We start from the raw sequence: 16,484 nt of genomic DNA, 5'->3' as shown, positions 1-16,484 counted from the left end.
GCTATCCGGCTTACGAGGGATTCCATTGGCGGGTGGGGTGTGGGGAGGGAGTTGTCAGGTGAAATGATGGTCTTGAGGAGTTGTCGGAACGGGTTTCCGCTCAGTCGAGGTATTCGCGGAAGGCTTCGGCAAGCAGATCGCCGCGTGACAGGCGTCCGTTTTCGAGGCAGACCACTGTTACGATCGCGTGGACCACATGGGCGCCGGTTTCGGCGTTGTAGATGTCCTGAGTGAAGACGAAACGGGCACCGTGGCGCGCCATGCTCAGACGTGAGATCATGGTCTCGCCGAGGGTGAGCGACGAGAGATATTCGATCTCAATCTTGCGCACGACCGGGTCCAGGCCGTGTTGCTGCATTTCGCGGAAAGAGGTGCCTGCGTGTTCGCAGAAGTCATGTCGGGTGATTTCGAGGTAGTGCAGGTAGTTTGCGTTGTTGACGATTCCCTGCGAGTCTACTTCGTAGTCACGGACTTTGATGGTCAGTTCATAAATCATGGTTCACAAGATGCGCCGAGCGCGCGTTTATGCGTTGTAGAGATAACGTTTGATTGATCTTTTAGGCGTTTTTTCGAATTCGTTGGCAATCAGCTGGATGCGGTCGATGCGCTCGTAGGGGGCCACGATGCGGTTGAGATCGGTGCGGACCTGCTCCATGAGTTCGGGCAGTTTCTCGTTGTGGATCTTGTCGCGGTCCATAGCCTCGTAGTCGGGGTAGACGAGAGCCACGAGGTGTTTTCCGCGCTCGACGACGAGGCTTTCAGAGACGTAAGGCATGTTGTTGAGCTTGGCCTCGATTTCTTCGGGATAGATATTCTGGCCGTTGGCGCTGAGGATCATAGTCTTGTAGCGGCCACGGATGAAGATTGTCCCGCGTTCGGAAATGGTACCCATATCTCCGGTGTGGAGCCATCCTTCCGCATCGAGCACGGCTTCAGTGGCTTCGGGATTCTTGAAGTAGCCCATCATGACGTTTTCGCCTCGGACGCAGATCTCGCCGGGTACTTCGGCGGGGTTGCTGCTGCCGGCGATCTTGCTTTCCATCGTTGGCAGCGTGCGGCCTGACGAGGAGACTATGAACCGGCGCCAGGGGGTGTAGCTGATCAGCGGTCCGCATTCGGTCATGCCGTAGCCGACTGTGAAGGGGAATCTGATTTTGTGGAGGAAGGATTCGACTTCGCTGTTGAGGGGTGCGCCGCCTACGATCACTTCCTCGAATTCTCCGCCGAGAGCCTCGACAAGACTGTTGCGGATCTTGCGGTAGACGAGAGTCTTGAGTCCGGGAAGTTTCAGCGCGCGTCGTATGGAGGGTTTCTCGATGATCGGGCGCAGTTTGTTGCGGTAGATTTTTTCGAGAATCAGGGGGACGCAGATGATCAGGTTCGGTCTGACTTCCGCAAAGGCTTTCAGCAGCAGTTTGGGAGTCGGGAGTTTGCCGAGGATGGTCACGTGGGTCCCGACGGCCAGAGGTGTCAGCATGTCGAACGCACAGCCGTAGGCATGGGCCAGGGGGAGGAATGAGAGTGCCCGTGAGCCGCGATAGTGCAGCTTGGAGCGGATTCCGAAGCGGACATTTCCGCCGAGGTTGCCAAGGGAGAGCATGACTCCTTTGGAGAATCCCGTGGTTCCGGAGGTGTAGTTGATCTCGGCCAGTGAGTCCTCGCTGATCTCAGGGTAGTCCACATCGGCGGTGGTGAAACCGTGGGGATAGCGCCGGCGCATTTTCAGCGGAAGGCGGGCGAGGAATTTCTCGACCACATGGTTGGTGGTCGGGTGTTCGGCGAGCACAGCTCTGCGGTCAAGGGATAGGACCGCTTTGACAGCCGGAATCTTTTCGAACTCCATAGAGTCGAAGATGCTTTCGTTGATGAAGAGCATCACGCTTTCGGAGTGGTTGATGATGTGCTGTGCATCCTGAACATTGAAATCATGCAGGACAGGGACGACTACGGCACCGTAGGAGAGTGTGGCCATGTAAACCACTACCCAACCGAAGGAATTCTTGCCCATGACTGCGATTTTGTCGCCTCGCTTTATGCCTGCTTCCTCAAAGAGCAGGTGCAGGGCTGCGATGCGTCTCGCAAGGTCGGCATAGGTCATTGTCTGGTCCGAGCCGAATTCCGTAAGGGCCGGCAGTTCCCAGTTTTTCCGGAAACCGGAGGCGTATATCTGCAAAAGATTCTCGTTGTTCATAAATAAATTTGCTGTGAATGGAATGCTATCCATATAACGTTGACAGACAATTCATTGTTTTCTGTCATCGGACACTTTGAGGCTGCCCCTTGCTGTCCGGTGGGCAATCTATTCACAAAGTAACTAAAAATCACCCGAATATGCAAATTAGTGCTTTCGGATCATGTCAGGATGTAAAGAGGACGCACAGTGTACGGTCTGACGGTACACTGTGCGTCCTTTGTCATTCAGGATCGTCCGAGGCCGAGCGGCTGTCGGGCTGATGTTCCCTTATGGTTTAGCGGCCGGGGCCGATTACATTTTTTTGAGATATTCGCGAAGAGCTTCGTTTTCGGGGTCGATTTCGAGGAACTTCTCGAAGTAGGCACGGGCCTGATCCTTGTCGCCGGCTTTGAGATAGTAGTTGGCGAGGTTGTTGTAGGCGCTCTTGTAAGCGTCGCGGTATTTCTGCTTGTTTTCAGGATTTTCGTCGTAGGCGGCGAGCATCTGCTGATAGGTCTCGACGAGTTCGGGGGTGATTTCCGCGCCGTCACGCACCATCATGAGTGTGGCTTTGTTGCGGTAGAGCGGGCCTTTGTTGGCGGCAGATTCGATAGCCATGTCGACATACTTGATACCGTTGTTGGCGGCTTCGACACGTTCGGGAGAGCCTTCGGGGAGCGATACGCCAAGGTTTTTGTAGCGGTTCGAGAGGATGAAGTAGTCGTTGAGCGAAGCCTCACCTGCGTCAACATATTTCTGCATGTACTCGGCGGCCTTCTGATAGTCTTCGAGGTCGGTATACATTGAAGAGATGTTGGCAAGGATCTGTTTGTTCTTTTCGGGGTTGAGCTCGTAGGCCTTGGTGTAGGCTGCGACAGCTTCTTCAGGGCGCTTGAGTTCGCCGAGGATGTCACCGTAGGTGGTGTAGTCGGTGGCGGTGAACTTGGCATCGGTGTGAGAGAAGAGCTTCTTGGCAGCTTCTTCAGCACCGGTGAAGTCTTTGAGAGCGGCCTTGTTGAGCATCACCATGCGCTGCATGTACTCGTTGTTGGGGTCTTTTGCAAGCACCTGGTTTGCTACTTCGAGAGATTCATCGTATCTCTTGCCGAAGTAGAGCAGGCCTGAGTAGCGCTGTTCGTCACCCTGGAAGTGGTTGGGGTTCTTGATATATTTTCCATACTGCTCGGCAGCTTTGGTGAACTGGTTGCCGTCGTAGTATTTTTCGGCAAGCTCGCTCTGGGCAAGTGCTGAGTTGGGGAGTTTCTCGTTGAGTTCGACGAGCTTGGTGATTGCGAAGTCAGGGTTGGCCTTGTTGTAGAGGTTGGCGTACTTCACATAGGCTTCGGGGTTGATGTTGCCTGCTTCTTCGTCGTAGATCATTGCCTGTTCGTAGCGACCGGCAGCGGCACCTACGTCAGTTGTCTTGAGCATGTCGCCCTGAAGCACATAGATCTGGGGTTCTTTATTTTTCGACACCTTCATCGCGTTTGCGATCTGCTTGTCTATTTCTTTCTTATAGAGAGTAGGATCAACGTTGAAGTAAGCGCGAGCGACAGCGGCCATGAGGGCTGCGTCTTTCTTGTTTGTCTCAAGGGCTTTCTTGAAGAGATCCGCAGCTTCTGACTTGTTGCCGTTTTTGAGAGCGATCTCACCAAGGCCTACATAGTTGTAGCCATAGGCTGAATTTGCCTGTACGCCTTTCTGGAAGTTCTCGGAGGCAGCGGCGATGTTGCCGTCGCGCAGGTCAAGTGATCCAAGGTAGAAGTAAGATACAGCTTTGTCAGTCGAAGGATCATTGAGCGTTTTCTCAAGGATTGTCTTTGCCTTCTCGAAGCGGTCGGCGTTGTAGTAGTCAACGCCATCCTGATAGCCTCCCTGTGCAGAAGCAGCAAGGGCAAACCCTCCAAGTACGAGGGAAAAGATGGTACGGAATTTCATTTTTGGTTTACTATATAATGTATATTTAATTTTTTTAGTTCTGTTGTCAGGGATTTAAGTCCTGCGGAATTGTTCTGGAAGTCAGCCGGCGGTCGGGTTGTGTGTGTCTGTCATTGATAGACTAACGTGGAAGCCGCCGGTTTATTTTTCCATTGATAAGAATTTTTGTGACTGTCATTCCGGATGTCAGACTGATGGCGGGCTATTCGAGCGCCACCATGCGCGGGCGCACTGTTGCGGGGAGAATGCCTGTCATCTGTATGAGCTTCTGGCCCTGGAAGCCTGTGACGAAGCTGAAGAAACGGTGGGCTATCGTGCCTCCGGGGGCTGTGCTGATCATGTAGACCGAGCGGTAGAGGGGATAGGATCCATCGAAAATGTAGGCCTGGTATGGCTTGTAGGCTGCCACAACGTCGTTGCCGCGGATTTTGAGGACCTTGACATCGGAGTTGAACGAGAGCTGGGTGGTGTCGCTCTTTTCAACGGCCTGGGCAAGCTCTTCGACGGACTGATGGCGTCCCTGCATGTCGCTCGACACCCAGCTTACGCCGATGACACCCATCGCGTTTTTGTTTTCAGCCACGGCCTTGAACACATCGGGGTTGGTCTTGACCGCCGAGACGTTCGGGCCGAACTGTCTGCCGCCGAGAATGGAGTCACGCATGAATTTTACGGTCGACGATCCCTGGTGGTCAAAGATGACGTCGATCTCGCCGAGTTTGCATGGCTCGACCTGATCCCAGCGGGCCACTTCGCCCGAAAGGATTTCAGCTATCTCCTTTTTGGAGAGTATCTCGACCGGATTTTCGGGGTTCACGATGATTGCCAGAGCATCGACCGCGATCTTTTTCTGATTGACGATTTTTTTGTTGCTGCGCAGGAAGCTGACTTCTTTTTCGGTCAGCGGTCGGGTTGTGACGGCGCACTTCACGCCCTGCATGGCCATGATGGAGTCGATGCAGGTGTTTTCAGGAAGGTAATATGCGAGCACATCTTCTTTGGGATAGATGTACTCATAGACGTTGATCTCCTGTTCGATGATGTTTTCAAATGATTCATCACATGCAACTTTGGCCATCGGGTCAGGTTGCATGGACGCTTTCTTGCCGCATCCGCTGAGGGCGGCAAGAAAGCTCAGAGCCGTTATGACGGCTAAGAAATTCTTTGATCTGATCATAGGTTGTCAAATATTTTTACTGATCGTCACGGTCATTGCCGTAGCCTGGGTCAATGCCTTTGAACTGACGGTAGGCGCGCCACAGACCGTAGAGCGTAAACATGATGCCGCCGGCCCAACGGACCCATTTCCAGGTCGGGAAGAGGATGTCGAAATAGCCGCAGAAAAAGAGGATACCTACGCCAACGTAGATAATTATCATGATGATTCCGAAAATGTTGCGCATCGCAGCAGGAGTTCCGGTCGGTGTTCGCTGAGCACTCATAGCTTTATAGTTTAAACGTTAATTCTTGAAATTGCCGGGGAAGTCGGAGCTTCGCCGGATAATAAATTAACAATTATTGTCGGTGAAAGTTCGAGTGACCCGAAACGGCTTCGTGTGCTTGTCGGTGTGGGCGGCTGCAAACTCACGCTGTAAAATTAATGAAAAAATCTTAATCCGCATAAGCTCAGACGGAATTTTAAAACCTTTAACATTATATAATAGGTGTAGGATTGTAAAGGGAAAGAGGGGAAGTGTGCGAAATGTGGCGGTAATTTACTAAATTTGCATCATCATGAACCAGCCACTTGCCGAGCGCCTGCGTCCGCGCTCATTAGATGATTATATCGGTCAGCTCCACCTCGTCGGCGAGGGTGGAGTTGTGCGCCGCATGATCGAGTCAGCCAAAGTTTCTTCATTCATCCTCTGGGGACCTCCCGGAGTCGGGAAAACCACGCTTGCAAGGATCATAGCCAATTCGGTGAATGTCCCCTTCTATACGCTTTCGGCGATCAGCGCCGGAGTTAAGGAGGTGCGTGAGATCATCGAGCGGTGCAAGTCAGATGCGATGAATATGTTTACCGGCGGCCGTCCGATCCTGTTCATTGATGAAATCCATCGTTTCAGCAAGGCCCAGCAGGACAGTCTGCTGGGGGCGGTTGAGAGCGGGGTGGTGACGCTGATCGGCGCTACGACTGAAAATCCGTCGTTCGAGGTGATCAGACCTCTGCTGTCGCGCGCGCAGGTCTATACCTTGCGCCCGCTTGAGGAGGCTGATCTTCAGCATCTGCTCGAAAGGGCGATAGCCGGCGACAGCGCTTTGCAGTCTCACGGCGTAGAGGTTCAGGAGACCACGGCTCTCTTCCGTTTTGCAGGGGGCGATGCAAGAAAACTGCTCAATATCCTGGATCTGCTCGAACAGTCGACTCCGCAGGGCGAGCCTGTGGTGATCAATGACAAGGTGGTGACAGACCGGCTTCAGGAAAATCCGTCGGCCTATGACAAGAACGGCGAAATGCACTATGACATTATCTCGGCTTTCATCAAGAGCATCCGCGGATCTGATCCGGATGCGGCGCTCTACTGGCTTGCCCGAATGATACGCGGCGGTGAAGATCCGGAGTTCATTGCCCGACGTCTGCTTGTTTTAGCTGCCGAGGATATCAGCCTCGCCAATCCGAATGCGCTGCTGCTGGCCAATGCTACTTTTGAGGCTATTCATAAGCTCGGTTTTCCGGAGGGGCAGATCCCGTTGGCAGAGTGTACGGTCTATCTCGCATTGTCGGCAAAGAGCAATTCGACTTATGTCGGGCTGCACAATGCCATGAAGCTCGTGGAGGAGACCGGAGATCTGCCCGTCCCTCTGCATCTGCGCAATGCCCCGACTTCACTGATGAAGGATATGGGCTACGGAAGAGATTACAAGTATGCCCACAATTATCCGGGAAATTTTGTGGTCCAGCAGTTCATGCCCGACCAGTTGGGTCACCGGCCTCTGTGGCAGCCCTGTGACAATCCGGCGGAGATGCGTTATGCTGCTTTGCAGAACCAGCGGTGGCAGCAGGGGAGCGGCGCCGGAACATCATCGGAGCAGCAGAGCTGACATGTCTGTGAAAAAAATTGGAGGGTGCCAGGTCAGAAATTGCGATGACCTGGCACCCTTCCGCTATGTTCAGATTGCTTTCGAGTCGGTTGACCATCCTCCGCCGAGGACTTTGTAAAGGTTGATCAGCGCGAGATATTCGTCGCGGATGGCATTGCTGACACCAATCTGTGCGTCGAAGTAGCGTCGCTGTGCGTCAAGGACGTCAATATAGTTGAGGGTTCCGCCGCGGTATTGCAGATGGGCGAGCTGGACGTATTTGACGGCAGCGTCACGGAGCTCGACTTTCAGAGTGCGGGTCTGCTGGACCTGGCGGTATGTTTCCAGAGCGGTGTTGACTTCGGTGAAAGCCTGGATTACGGCTTTTTCATAGTCGTAGCGCGACTGGTCGTAGAGGGCTATGGCCGCCTGGTATTTGCGTTTCTTCCGTCCGAAGTCGAAGATTGAGCCTGTGATCGAGCCGATGGCGTAGGTGAACGGTGATTTGAAGAAATTGTCAAGGCTTTCGTTCTCGAATCCGGGAGTCAGGCCGATACGCAGCCGCGGGAAGCGGTCGGCATAGCTGACACCCACATCAGCCATTGCGGCCTTCAGCCTCTGTTCGGCTGCCCGCAGGTCGGGGCGGCGCTGGAGGAGGGTCGAAGGGATGCCGGCGGGGAGTTTAGCGGGGAGTGTCACATTGAGTGCAAGATCTCCACGCTCGGAAATCTCACGCGGATACTCGCCGAGCAGGAGGGTCAGAGCGTTGCGGGCTACGGTGACCTGGCGTTCGAGATTCGGGACCAGTGAGGCGGCTGTCGAGTATTCAACCTTGGCCTGCTGATAGACTGTCTCAGATGTCAGACCGCCTTCGTAGCGTATTTTTGCCTGGTCGAGCGACTGTTTTCGTGTGGCCATTGTCTGGTGGACAATCGAGAGTTCGTTGTCAAGGGCTATCAGCCGGTAGTAGGCCATAGCGACATCGGCGATGATTGTCATGCGCATTGCCCGGTAGTCTTCGACGGAGGCCGAGAAGCGGGCGGCGCTTGCTTTTTTTGCCTGAGACAGCGAGCCCCAGAGATTGATTTCCCAGTTGATCGGAAGTTTGAGGTCATATTCAGGATCTTTGGTAGTTCCGGATCCATTGTAATTGTTGGTCTCATGGCTGGCGCCGACGAGAACTCCGACTTCGGGGAAGAAATTGGCTTTGTCGATTCCGTAGAGCTGACGCATCTGTTCGACACGGGCGGCTGCTTTGAGCAGGTCGCGGTTGTTGTCGAGCGCGAGGCGCATCAGTCGAGTGAGGGTTGAATCGGCGTAGAATTCCCACCATGTCAGATCGGCGATCGACGCGGTGTCAGTCTCCAGTTCCGGCATGTAGGACGAGGGCATGTCGACGTCTGCGGGGATCAGATTTTTGGTCCCTGAACAGCCGGTGAGGGCCAGTATGGTGATGATAAGCGGAAGCAGTCGTTTCATTTTTTCAGAGAGCGTTTGCGGGTTGTGAATTTGTTGATTGCAACAAAGAAGAAGGGCACGAACACGATGCCGATCGTGATTGCTACAAGCATTCCGAAGAATACGCCTGTGCCGATGTCGCGTCGGGCAGCCGATCCGGGGCCTGAGGCGAAGAGGAGCGGGAGCAGGCCGAGCATGAAGGCCAGTGAGGTCATGACGATCGGGCGGAAGCGCAGGCGGGCGGCGGTCAGGGCCGCATGGACAGCGTCGGCTCCTTTTTCGACTTCCTCTTTGGCGAATTCGACGATGAGGATCGCGTTTTTCGCCACAAGGCCTACGAGCATGACCAGTCCGATCTGGAAGTAGATATTGTTTTCCAGTCCGCAGATCCAGATGCCGAGGTAGGCGCCGACTCCTGCAATCGGCAGGGAGAGGATTACTGCAAGGGGCACTGACCAGCTTTCATACTGTGCGGCAAGGAAGAGGAAGACGAAGAGCAGGGCCAGGCCGAGTACAAGACCGGTGCTGCTGCTTTCGTGGCGTTCCTGATAGGAAAGGCCGCTCCATTCGACGCCGATGTTCTCAGGCAGTTTCTCTCTGACGATTTTTTCAAGGGCATCCATGGCTTCGCCGGTGCTGTAACCGTGGGCCGCTTCGCCGGAGATAGTGGCGGAGTTGAACATGTTGAAGCGCCCGATGGTGCCGGGACCTGTTGTGAAATGGGAGGTTCCGAGAGAGGAGATTGGCACCATTGTGTTGTCGGCGCTCTTGACGAAGAAGAGGTTCATGTTGTCGCGGCGTGAGCGGTAGGGGGCCTCGGCCTGGATGTAGACGCGGTAGATGCGGTTGAACATATTGAAGTCATTGACATAGATCGAGCCAGTGAAGGCTTTCATGGTCGAGAAAATGTCGCTGACCGGAATGCCCTGCATCTTGGCGCGGTCTCGGTCGACATCGAAGTATAGCTGCGGTATGTCGGCCTGCATTGATGTCGAGAGATCGGCGATGGACGGGGTCATTGCCGCGTAGTGGCGCAGAGTGTCGACGGCGTTCTGAAGATCAGAATAAGTAGCATCGCCTCTGGCCTCAAGAACCATCTCGAAGCCTCCTGAACTGCCTAAACCGGGGATGATCGACGGCGAGAAGATGTAGGCCTTGCTTTCGGGATACTGAGAGAGGCGTTCATGGATACGCTGGCGGACTTCGGCGATGTTGCCGGACGTGCGTTCATCCCAGGGTTTGAGAATTACGGTCAGCTGGGAGTGGGCCGGGTTGGTGCCTACTCGCGGCGATGATCCGGTCACGTTCAGGACATATTGCACGTCTGGATCTTGCATGAGATAGTCCATTGCCCTTTCGGTCACTTCGCGGCTGCGCTCGATGGTGGAGCCTTCGGGAAGTTCAAGTTCTACCGTGAAGTAGCCCTGGTCTTCCTGTGACATGAAGCTTCGTGGCATCAGGGAGTTCATCATGTAGATGAAAACGAGAGCGAGTCCGAAGGCCGCATACATCCGGCGGGGATGGGAGAGGGCGCGCATGATGGTGCGTCCGTAGAATTTGTTGCCGCGGTTGAGCCAGATGTTGATCAGGCGGAAGATTCTGGCCCGGCGGCGCCTGCCGTTGGTCGGCTTGAGCAGTTTGGCGCACATTACGGGTGACAGTGTCAGTGCGACGATGGTCGAAATGATGACCGATACTGCGATGGTGATGGTGAACTGTCGGTAGAGCTGTCCGGTGATGCCCGGAAGGAAGCTCACAGGGATGAAAACCGCGCAGAGAACCAGTGACATTGCGATCAGGGCTCCTCCGAGGTTGCTCATGGCTTTGGCTGTCGCTTCGTAGGGCGACAGGCGTTCGGTGTTCATGATTCGGTCTACGTTTTCCACGACGACGATGGCGTCATCGACCACGATGCCGATCGCAAGGATCAGGCCAAGGAGTGTCAGCATGTTCAGCGAGAATCCGAACATGAGCATGACTCCGAAGGTGCCGACCAGGGAGATCGGTACGGCAATGATCGGGATGAGAGTTGTGCGCCAGTTCTGCAACGACAGGAAGACCACGAGGATCACAAGGATCAGAGCTTCGAAAAATGTCCGGTAGACGTGGTGGATCGACTCTTTGATATATGTGGTCATGTCAAAGGGAATGTCATAGCTGATCCCTTCCGGAAAGCTTTTGGCAATGATCTCCATTTCCTTCTTTACGGCTTCAGCTACTTCCATGGCGTTGGAGCCTGGGAGCATATTGATGTTGAGCACGGCGGCATTGCCTCCGTTGATGCCGCTTTCGGTCGAGTAGCTTGAGGCTTCGAGCGAGACGCGGGCCACGTCTTTGAGCCGGATAAGGGAGCCGTTGGAGCCTGCGCGGAGCACGATGTCTTCAAATTCTGCGACAGACGAGAGGCGTCCGCGGGCGATGATCGGCATTGTGACATCAATATCGGTTGCGGGTGCCTGGCCGAGGGCGCCTGCGGCTGATTCGCGGTTCTGGTCCTTGAGGGCGTTCTGGATGTCTTTGACGGTGAGGCCGAGGTCGGCAAGTTTGTCGGGGGCTACCCATATCTGCATGGCGTAATAGCGGCTGCCGACGTTGCTGACGCTTCCGACTCCGGGGATGCGGCGCAGGGGGTCGAGGATGTTGAGGGTAGTGTAGTTGCTGAGGTAGATTTCGTCAAATTTCGGGTCGGCAGACTGGATTGTGATGGTCATCAGTCTGTTTGCCGTTTCTTTTGAGACAGAGATGCCGTTCTGGACAACTTCCGCGGGGAGGCGTGACTCGGCTTTTTTCACACGGTTCTGGATGTCGACGGCAGCGAGTTCCGGATCGGTGTCGATGTCGAAGGTCACCAGAGCTGTGAAACCACCGGAGTTGGAGCTGGATGACGACATGTAGATCATGCCTGGCGTTCCGTTCAGTTCCTGCTCGATCGGGGTTGCGACGGCCTGTGTGACAGTCTGCGCGTCGGCGCCGGGATAGGATGCTGTGATCTTTACAACCGGCGGGACTATCTGGGGATATTGGTCGACCGGAAGGAGTGTCAGTCCGATTGCGCCGACGATGAAAATCACGATCGAGATGACTATCGAGAATACGGGATGGTCAAGAAAGAAATTTTTTTTCATAGGCTTACTCCTCCTTTACATTGACGGCTTCCGGTTGCGGAGAATCGGATGTCTTTCCGCTTTCGGGGGCTGGTGCCGGAACGGGATTTACTTTTGTGTTGTGGGAGAGTTTGTGGTAGCCTTCAACAACGATTTTTTCGCCTTTGGCCAGGCCGCGTTCGACAATGGTCGAGTTGCCGACCTCAGGGCCGGTTTCGATGAAGCGCTTTTCGGCGATGCTGTCGGGGCGGATGACATAGACATAGGCTCCGCCTTTTTCGATGATGAGGGCTTTAGACGGGATTTCGATGGCTTCTTCGCGGACGTCAAGGAGCACACGGACTTTTGTGAATTCGCCCGGCAGAAGGCTGTGGTCCGGGTTAGGCATCTCGGCTCGGACGGAGAATGTGCCGGTCTTCGGATCGACCTGCGGATCGGCGAAATCGACAAGTCCCTTGTGGGGATACTCCGAACCGTCGGCGAGCGTGATTGTCACGAATGAATTCCATTTGTGAGTGGAGTCTGAGCCACCGAGATTGACGTTGCGGTCTTTGCTTCGGAGGTAGTCAAGGGCGGTCATGGAGAAGTCGACTCTGACGGTGTCGCTTTTGACAACTGTCGCAAGGAGCGATTTGCCTCCTGACGGGCCGACCCAGGTGCCGATGTCGGCCACGCGTTCTGAAATGTAGCCGGAAATCGGAGACGACACACGGGTGTAGCCGAGTGTCAGTTCGGCCTGGGTGAGGTCGGCTTCGCTGACGGTGACTTCGGCGTTGGCGCTTTCATAGGCTGCGGTCGCGTTGTCCAGGTCGAGCTGTGAGGCTGCGTTCTGGGCATAGAGAGGCTTGATGCGTTCGAAGTCGCGTTTGGCTTTCTGAGCCTGAGCGCGTGCTTTGTTGAGCTGAGCGCGTGCTTTATTGGCATTGGCTTTGTAAAGACGTGGGTCAATGATGAACAGAGTCTGTCCTTTTTCTATATACGATCCTTCTTTGAAGAGCATACTTTCAAGGTAGCCTTCAACGCGGGCGTGGATCTCGACAAACTGCTGGGCTCTGATTCGTCCGACGTATTCACCATAGATATTGACATTGCCTGTCCTGACGGTTTCAACTTCCACGATAGGCAGAGGGGAGGTCTGATGTTTCGGACGCATGAGGAAATAAAGTCCCGCAGCGATGATCAGGACTATAAGAGCTATGACCAGCCATGCTTTCTTGCTGTGAGGCGTATGCTTTTTGGCTGATTTGAATCCGGTGTTTAATTTCGAACCGATTGATTTGCTGATGTGATTGAAATTCATTTACCTACTCTGTGTTGAATTAAATTGCACTGGATGAAAACTAAGAGGTTGTTAAACAAACTCTAAATCTCCTTATTAACATTTGTGCATTAAAAAAAGTTCAAAGTGTTAATATGGTAAAAGCCTGAATTTGCGTTACGGGCTCCTGTTAGTAAAATTAGTCAATTGTGAGTATCCGTCAAACAAAGTGCCAATAGACAACACGAATATGTCAATGGATGGCATATATCGGCTGGAAGAGTCTGTTTTCGCGGTGTAAAAATAGGTTAAAAGGCGGGAGAGTAGTCGAAAATAATGTAATTACGGAAAAATTTCTATATTTTCATGCACTTAATGTTTGGAGGATTGAAAAATTCACTATATTTGCGGGGTCGAAGGTTGTGGTCTCGCAACTGACGATTTTTTTGATCACGCAAACTTTCATTAATCCCATTTTTTCAGTTATGAAGAAGCATAATTTCTCCGCCGGCCCCTCTATTCTTAGTGAATACACTATCAAGAATACTGCCGATGCGATTATCAACTTTGCCAATACCGGTCTTTCACTTCTTGAGGTGTCACATCGCGGCAAGGAATTTGTCGCTGTAATGGATGAAGCCCAGCAGCTTGTCAAGGAACTTCTCGATGTCCCTGAAGGCTATCATGTGCTTTATCTCGGTGGTGGTGCCAGCCTCCAGTTCTGCATGGCTCCGTTCAATTTCCTGCGTTCGAAAGCCGGCTATCTCGATACCGGTACATGGGCTGCCAATGCCATCAAGGAAGCGCGCCTTTTCGGTGAAGTCGAAGTCCTCGCTTCTTCAAAGGAAGCCAATTACACTTATTATCCGAAGGATTATACAGTGCCTGAAGATCTTGATTATTTCCACATTACAACCAACAATACCATCTACGGCACCGAACTCCGCAAGGATCCTGATGTGAAGGTGCCTGTGATCGCCGATATGTCGTCGGATATCTTCTCTCGTCCGGTCGATGTCTCCAAGTATGATCTCATCTATGCCGGCGCTCAGAAGAACCTCGGTCCCGCCGGTGCCACTCTCGTCATTGTCAAGGAGGACGCCCTCGGTAAAGTCGACCGTCAGATCCCGACAATGCTTGACTATCGCACCCATATCAAGAAGGGTTCGATGTTCAACACTCCTCCGGTACTCCCCGTGTTTTCTTCACTTCAGACTCTCCGCTACTACAAGGAGCTTGGCGGCGTGAAAGAAATGGAAAAACGCGACCTTGCCAAGGCAGCTCTGCTCTATGAGGCCATTGATGCAAGCAAGATGTTTGTGGGCACAGTGACTGATCCCGACTCCCGTTCGATCATGAATGTCACTTTTGTCATGACTCCCGAATATAAGGAACTTGAAAAAGAATTCGTTGACTTCTGTGCCGCTCGTGGCATTGTCGGCATCAAGGGCCACCGTTCGGTAGGCGGTTTCCGCGCTTCGCTCTACAATGCGCTTCCGATCGAAAGCGTTCAGGCACTCGTCGATGCGATGAATGATTTTGAAAAGGCTCACTGATCAAAAAAACTTAGATTATGAAGGTTCTTATTGCAACTGAAAAGCCTTTTGCAGCCGTGGCTGTGGACGGTATGAGAAAAGTGATCGAAGAGGCAGGCGCTGAACTCGTGCTTCTTGAAAAATATACCTCACGTCAGGAGCTTCTTGACGCGGTGGCTACTGTTGATGCTCTGATTATCCGCAGTGATAAGGTCGATGCCGAAGTGCTCGCAGCCGCTCCTTCGCTGAAAGTTGTGGTTCGTGCAGGTGCCGGCTATGACAATGTCGATCTTGAAGCCGCTACGGCTCGCGGCGTGTGCGTGCAGAACACTCCCGGTCAGAATTCAAATGCTGTCGCCGAACTCGTATTCGGCCTGGCGGTAATGATGTGCCGCAATATGTATAATGGCACTTCGGGAACTGAACTTAAGGACAAGACTCTCGGTATCCAGGCTTTCGGTCAGGTAGGCCGTAACGTGGCCCGCATTGCCCGCGGCTTTGAAATGAGTGTGTCGGCTTTGGATCCCTATTGCCTTGATGATGTCATGAAGGAAGCCGGAGTCTCTCCTGTCCACTCTGTCGAGGAACTTTATCGTCAGAATAAAGTGGTTTCGATCCATATCCCTGCCACTCCTGAGACCCGTAATTCAATCGGCTATGATCTCATCGCTTCAATGCCTAAGGGAGGCTTGCTGATCAATACTGCCCGCAAGGAGGTTATTGATGAGGAAGGTCTGATCCGTGCGCTTGACGAACGTGCTGACCTCAAGTATGCTGCCGATGTGGCTCCCGAACGCGCTGCTGAGATCAAGGAGCGTTTTGGCGACCGTGTGTTCTTTACTCCTAAGAAAATGGGAGCACAGACTTCCGAAGCCAATATCAACGCAGGCATCGCAGCTGCCCGCCAGGTGATCAGTTTCCTGACAACAGGCGAACAGCGTTTCCGCGTGAATAAATAATAATATTCAGTACACATACACGCAATTCCTCCCGGTCTCAGATTGTGAATTTGCAATCTGAGACCGGGAGGATGCTTTTTTTAGTGTTGTTGTGGAATCCTGAGCTCTTGTCTGAGAGTCTTGATTGGAGCTGTCGCGTGGTCGCCGAGATTTTTTCGGAGTAAATCGCAAAAAATCCCCTATATATAATAGGTGTATTTGGACGAATGGCTATAAAGTGAAAATTTTCTTTGGTGGTGGGCGATTTTTTTATCGGCTTGCTTGGCAATTGATCGCAAAAAAAAGAGCGAAGTCTTGTAGGGTAAAGGGGGATTAAACGTGGCTTTTTTGAAAATTCTTTATTGCTCTGCACTGTTATTTCATGCTGATGGCAAAAATGTCGGATTATTGTTAATATGCGTCTGAAGGCTTGAAATTAGCCTGAAAATGCCTCAAAAGTAGGCAAAATGGCTCTTAACTGTTAAAAATCTGTTAAAATACCCATGAAAATTTGGAGGGAATGAGAGAAATGTCTACCTTTGCACTCGCTTTTGAGAAGCAAGGCCTACGGCGGTAGAGCTTAAGAGATGATAACAAGTTAGGAGTACGAACGGTTCGCTGCTCAAATCTTAAGAAAAGTTAAAATCTCAGAAAAATTTGCGAGATTCAAATAAGGGTTGTACCTTTGCAAAGTTTTCCGCTAAACGCTACGGCGATCGAGAAAGCGCAAAAGAGAACATTGAAATATTTGCAACATAACGAAGTAGTACAAGAGTCAACTCTTCTACTCGAAGTAGAAGAAGCGATCTCTGTCAATTTCCAAATCCGGCGTTTATAGACCGAAGGTCAGTCAGGAACGACAAAGAGTTTACTCTTTGTCAACTCTCATTGAAGAGTCGGTTTCTGTGAAAGCAAAAAGAAACAGAACAAAACGTCTTGAGTTTTCACTTGCTCTTATATTAATAAGAAGAAAAGAAAAATAAAATAGACAACAACGAAGAGTTTGATCCTGGCTCAGGATGAACGCTAGCGACAGGCTTAACACATGCAAGTCGAGGG

Annotated in this window: 11 protein-coding genes and 1 rRNA gene; 4 read left to right on the top strand and 8 right to left on the bottom strand. The window is 52.6% G+C overall.

What is annotated here, in order from left to right; genetic code table 11:
• Positions 1 to 100: 100 nt before the first annotated feature.
• From K2H17_RS03370 to K2H17_RS03350, 5 genes are all read right to left on the bottom strand, one after another.
• Positions 101 to 496, bottom strand: coding sequence for an acyl-CoA thioesterase (locus K2H17_RS03370; protein ID WP_300131413.1), 396 nt, complete (start codon positions 494 to 496; stop codon positions 101 to 103).
• Positions 497 to 523: 27 nt separating this feature from the next.
• Entirely contained in the window at positions 524 to 2,191 is a 1,668-nt protein-coding gene (locus tag K2H17_RS03365) for an AMP-binding protein (RefSeq protein ID WP_300131410.1), read from the bottom strand.
• A 294-nt stretch (positions 2,192 to 2,485) separates the two neighbouring features.
• Positions 2,486 to 4,111, bottom strand: a complete 1,626-nt coding sequence (locus K2H17_RS03360) for a tetratricopeptide repeat protein (RefSeq protein WP_300131407.1) — start codon at positions 4,109 to 4,111, stop codon at positions 2,486 to 2,488.
• Positions 4,112 to 4,313: 202 nt separating this feature from the next.
• Positions 4,314 to 5,288 carry a substrate-binding domain-containing protein gene (locus K2H17_RS03355; protein ID WP_300131405.1) on the bottom strand — a complete coding sequence of 325 codons (975 nt, stop codon included), beginning with the start codon at positions 5,286 to 5,288 and terminating at the stop codon, positions 4,314 to 4,316.
• 16 nt (positions 5,289 to 5,304) lie between these two features.
• Positions 5,305 to 5,553 (bottom strand): hypothetical protein, encoded by a 249-nt coding sequence (locus tag K2H17_RS03350; protein WP_300131403.1) that lies wholly within the window; start codon positions 5,551 to 5,553, stop codon positions 5,305 to 5,307.
• A 292-nt stretch (positions 5,554 to 5,845) separates the two neighbouring features.
• On the opposite strand from K2H17_RS03350, the gene K2H17_RS03345 reads away from it, so the two are divergent.
• Entirely contained in the window at positions 5,846 to 7,153 is a 1,308-nt protein-coding gene (locus K2H17_RS03345) for a replication-associated recombination protein A (RefSeq protein ID WP_300131401.1), read from the top strand.
• Positions 7,154 to 7,222: 69 nt separating this feature from the next.
• Here the strand turns inward: K2H17_RS03345 and K2H17_RS03340 are convergent, their stop codons facing one another.
• The 3 genes from K2H17_RS03340 to K2H17_RS03330 are packed head-to-tail and all read right to left on the bottom strand — an operon-like array spanning position 7,223 to position 12,847.
• Positions 7,223 to 8,611 carry a TolC family protein gene (locus K2H17_RS03340; RefSeq protein ID WP_300131398.1) on the bottom strand — a complete coding sequence of 463 codons (1,389 nt, stop codon included), beginning with the start codon at positions 8,609 to 8,611 and terminating at the stop codon, positions 7,223 to 7,225.
• Positions 8,608 to 11,715, bottom strand: a complete 3,108-nt coding sequence (locus K2H17_RS03335) for a multidrug efflux RND transporter permease subunit (RefSeq protein WP_300131396.1) — start codon at positions 11,713 to 11,715, stop codon at positions 8,608 to 8,610. The genes K2H17_RS03340 and K2H17_RS03335 overlap by 4 nt, the downstream gene beginning before the upstream one ends.
• A 4-nt stretch (positions 11,716 to 11,719) precedes the next feature.
• Positions 11,720 to 12,847, bottom strand: a complete 1,128-nt coding sequence (locus K2H17_RS03330) for an efflux RND transporter periplasmic adaptor subunit (RefSeq protein ID WP_300131416.1) — start codon at positions 12,845 to 12,847, stop codon at positions 11,720 to 11,722.
• 590 nt (positions 12,848 to 13,437) lie between these two features.
• Here K2H17_RS03330 and serC point away from each other — a divergent pair.
• From serC to K2H17_RS03315, 3 genes are all read left to right on the top strand, one after another.
• The gene (serC, locus tag K2H17_RS03325) at positions 13,438 to 14,508 is read left to right on the top strand and encodes a 3-phosphoserine/phosphohydroxythreonine transaminase (protein WP_300131393.1); all 1,071 of its coding nucleotides are present in this window, start codon (positions 13,438 to 13,440) and stop codon (positions 14,506 to 14,508) included.
• 17 nt (positions 14,509 to 14,525) lie between these two features.
• Positions 14,526 to 15,446, top strand: coding sequence for an NAD(P)-dependent oxidoreductase (locus K2H17_RS03320; RefSeq protein WP_300131390.1), 921 nt, complete (start codon positions 14,526 to 14,528; stop codon positions 15,444 to 15,446).
• Between the two features lie 970 nt (positions 15,447 to 16,416).
• Positions 16,417 to 16,484, top strand: a 16S ribosomal RNA gene (locus K2H17_RS03315); the annotation flags it as partial.

The sequence above is a fragment of the Duncaniella sp. genome (genome assembly GCF_029054785.1).
Classification (GTDB): domain Bacteria; phylum Bacteroidota; class Bacteroidia; order Bacteroidales; family Muribaculaceae; genus Duncaniella.
Note: the sequence above shows the minus strand (reverse complement) of the source record. Positions and strands in the feature narration are given on the sequence as shown.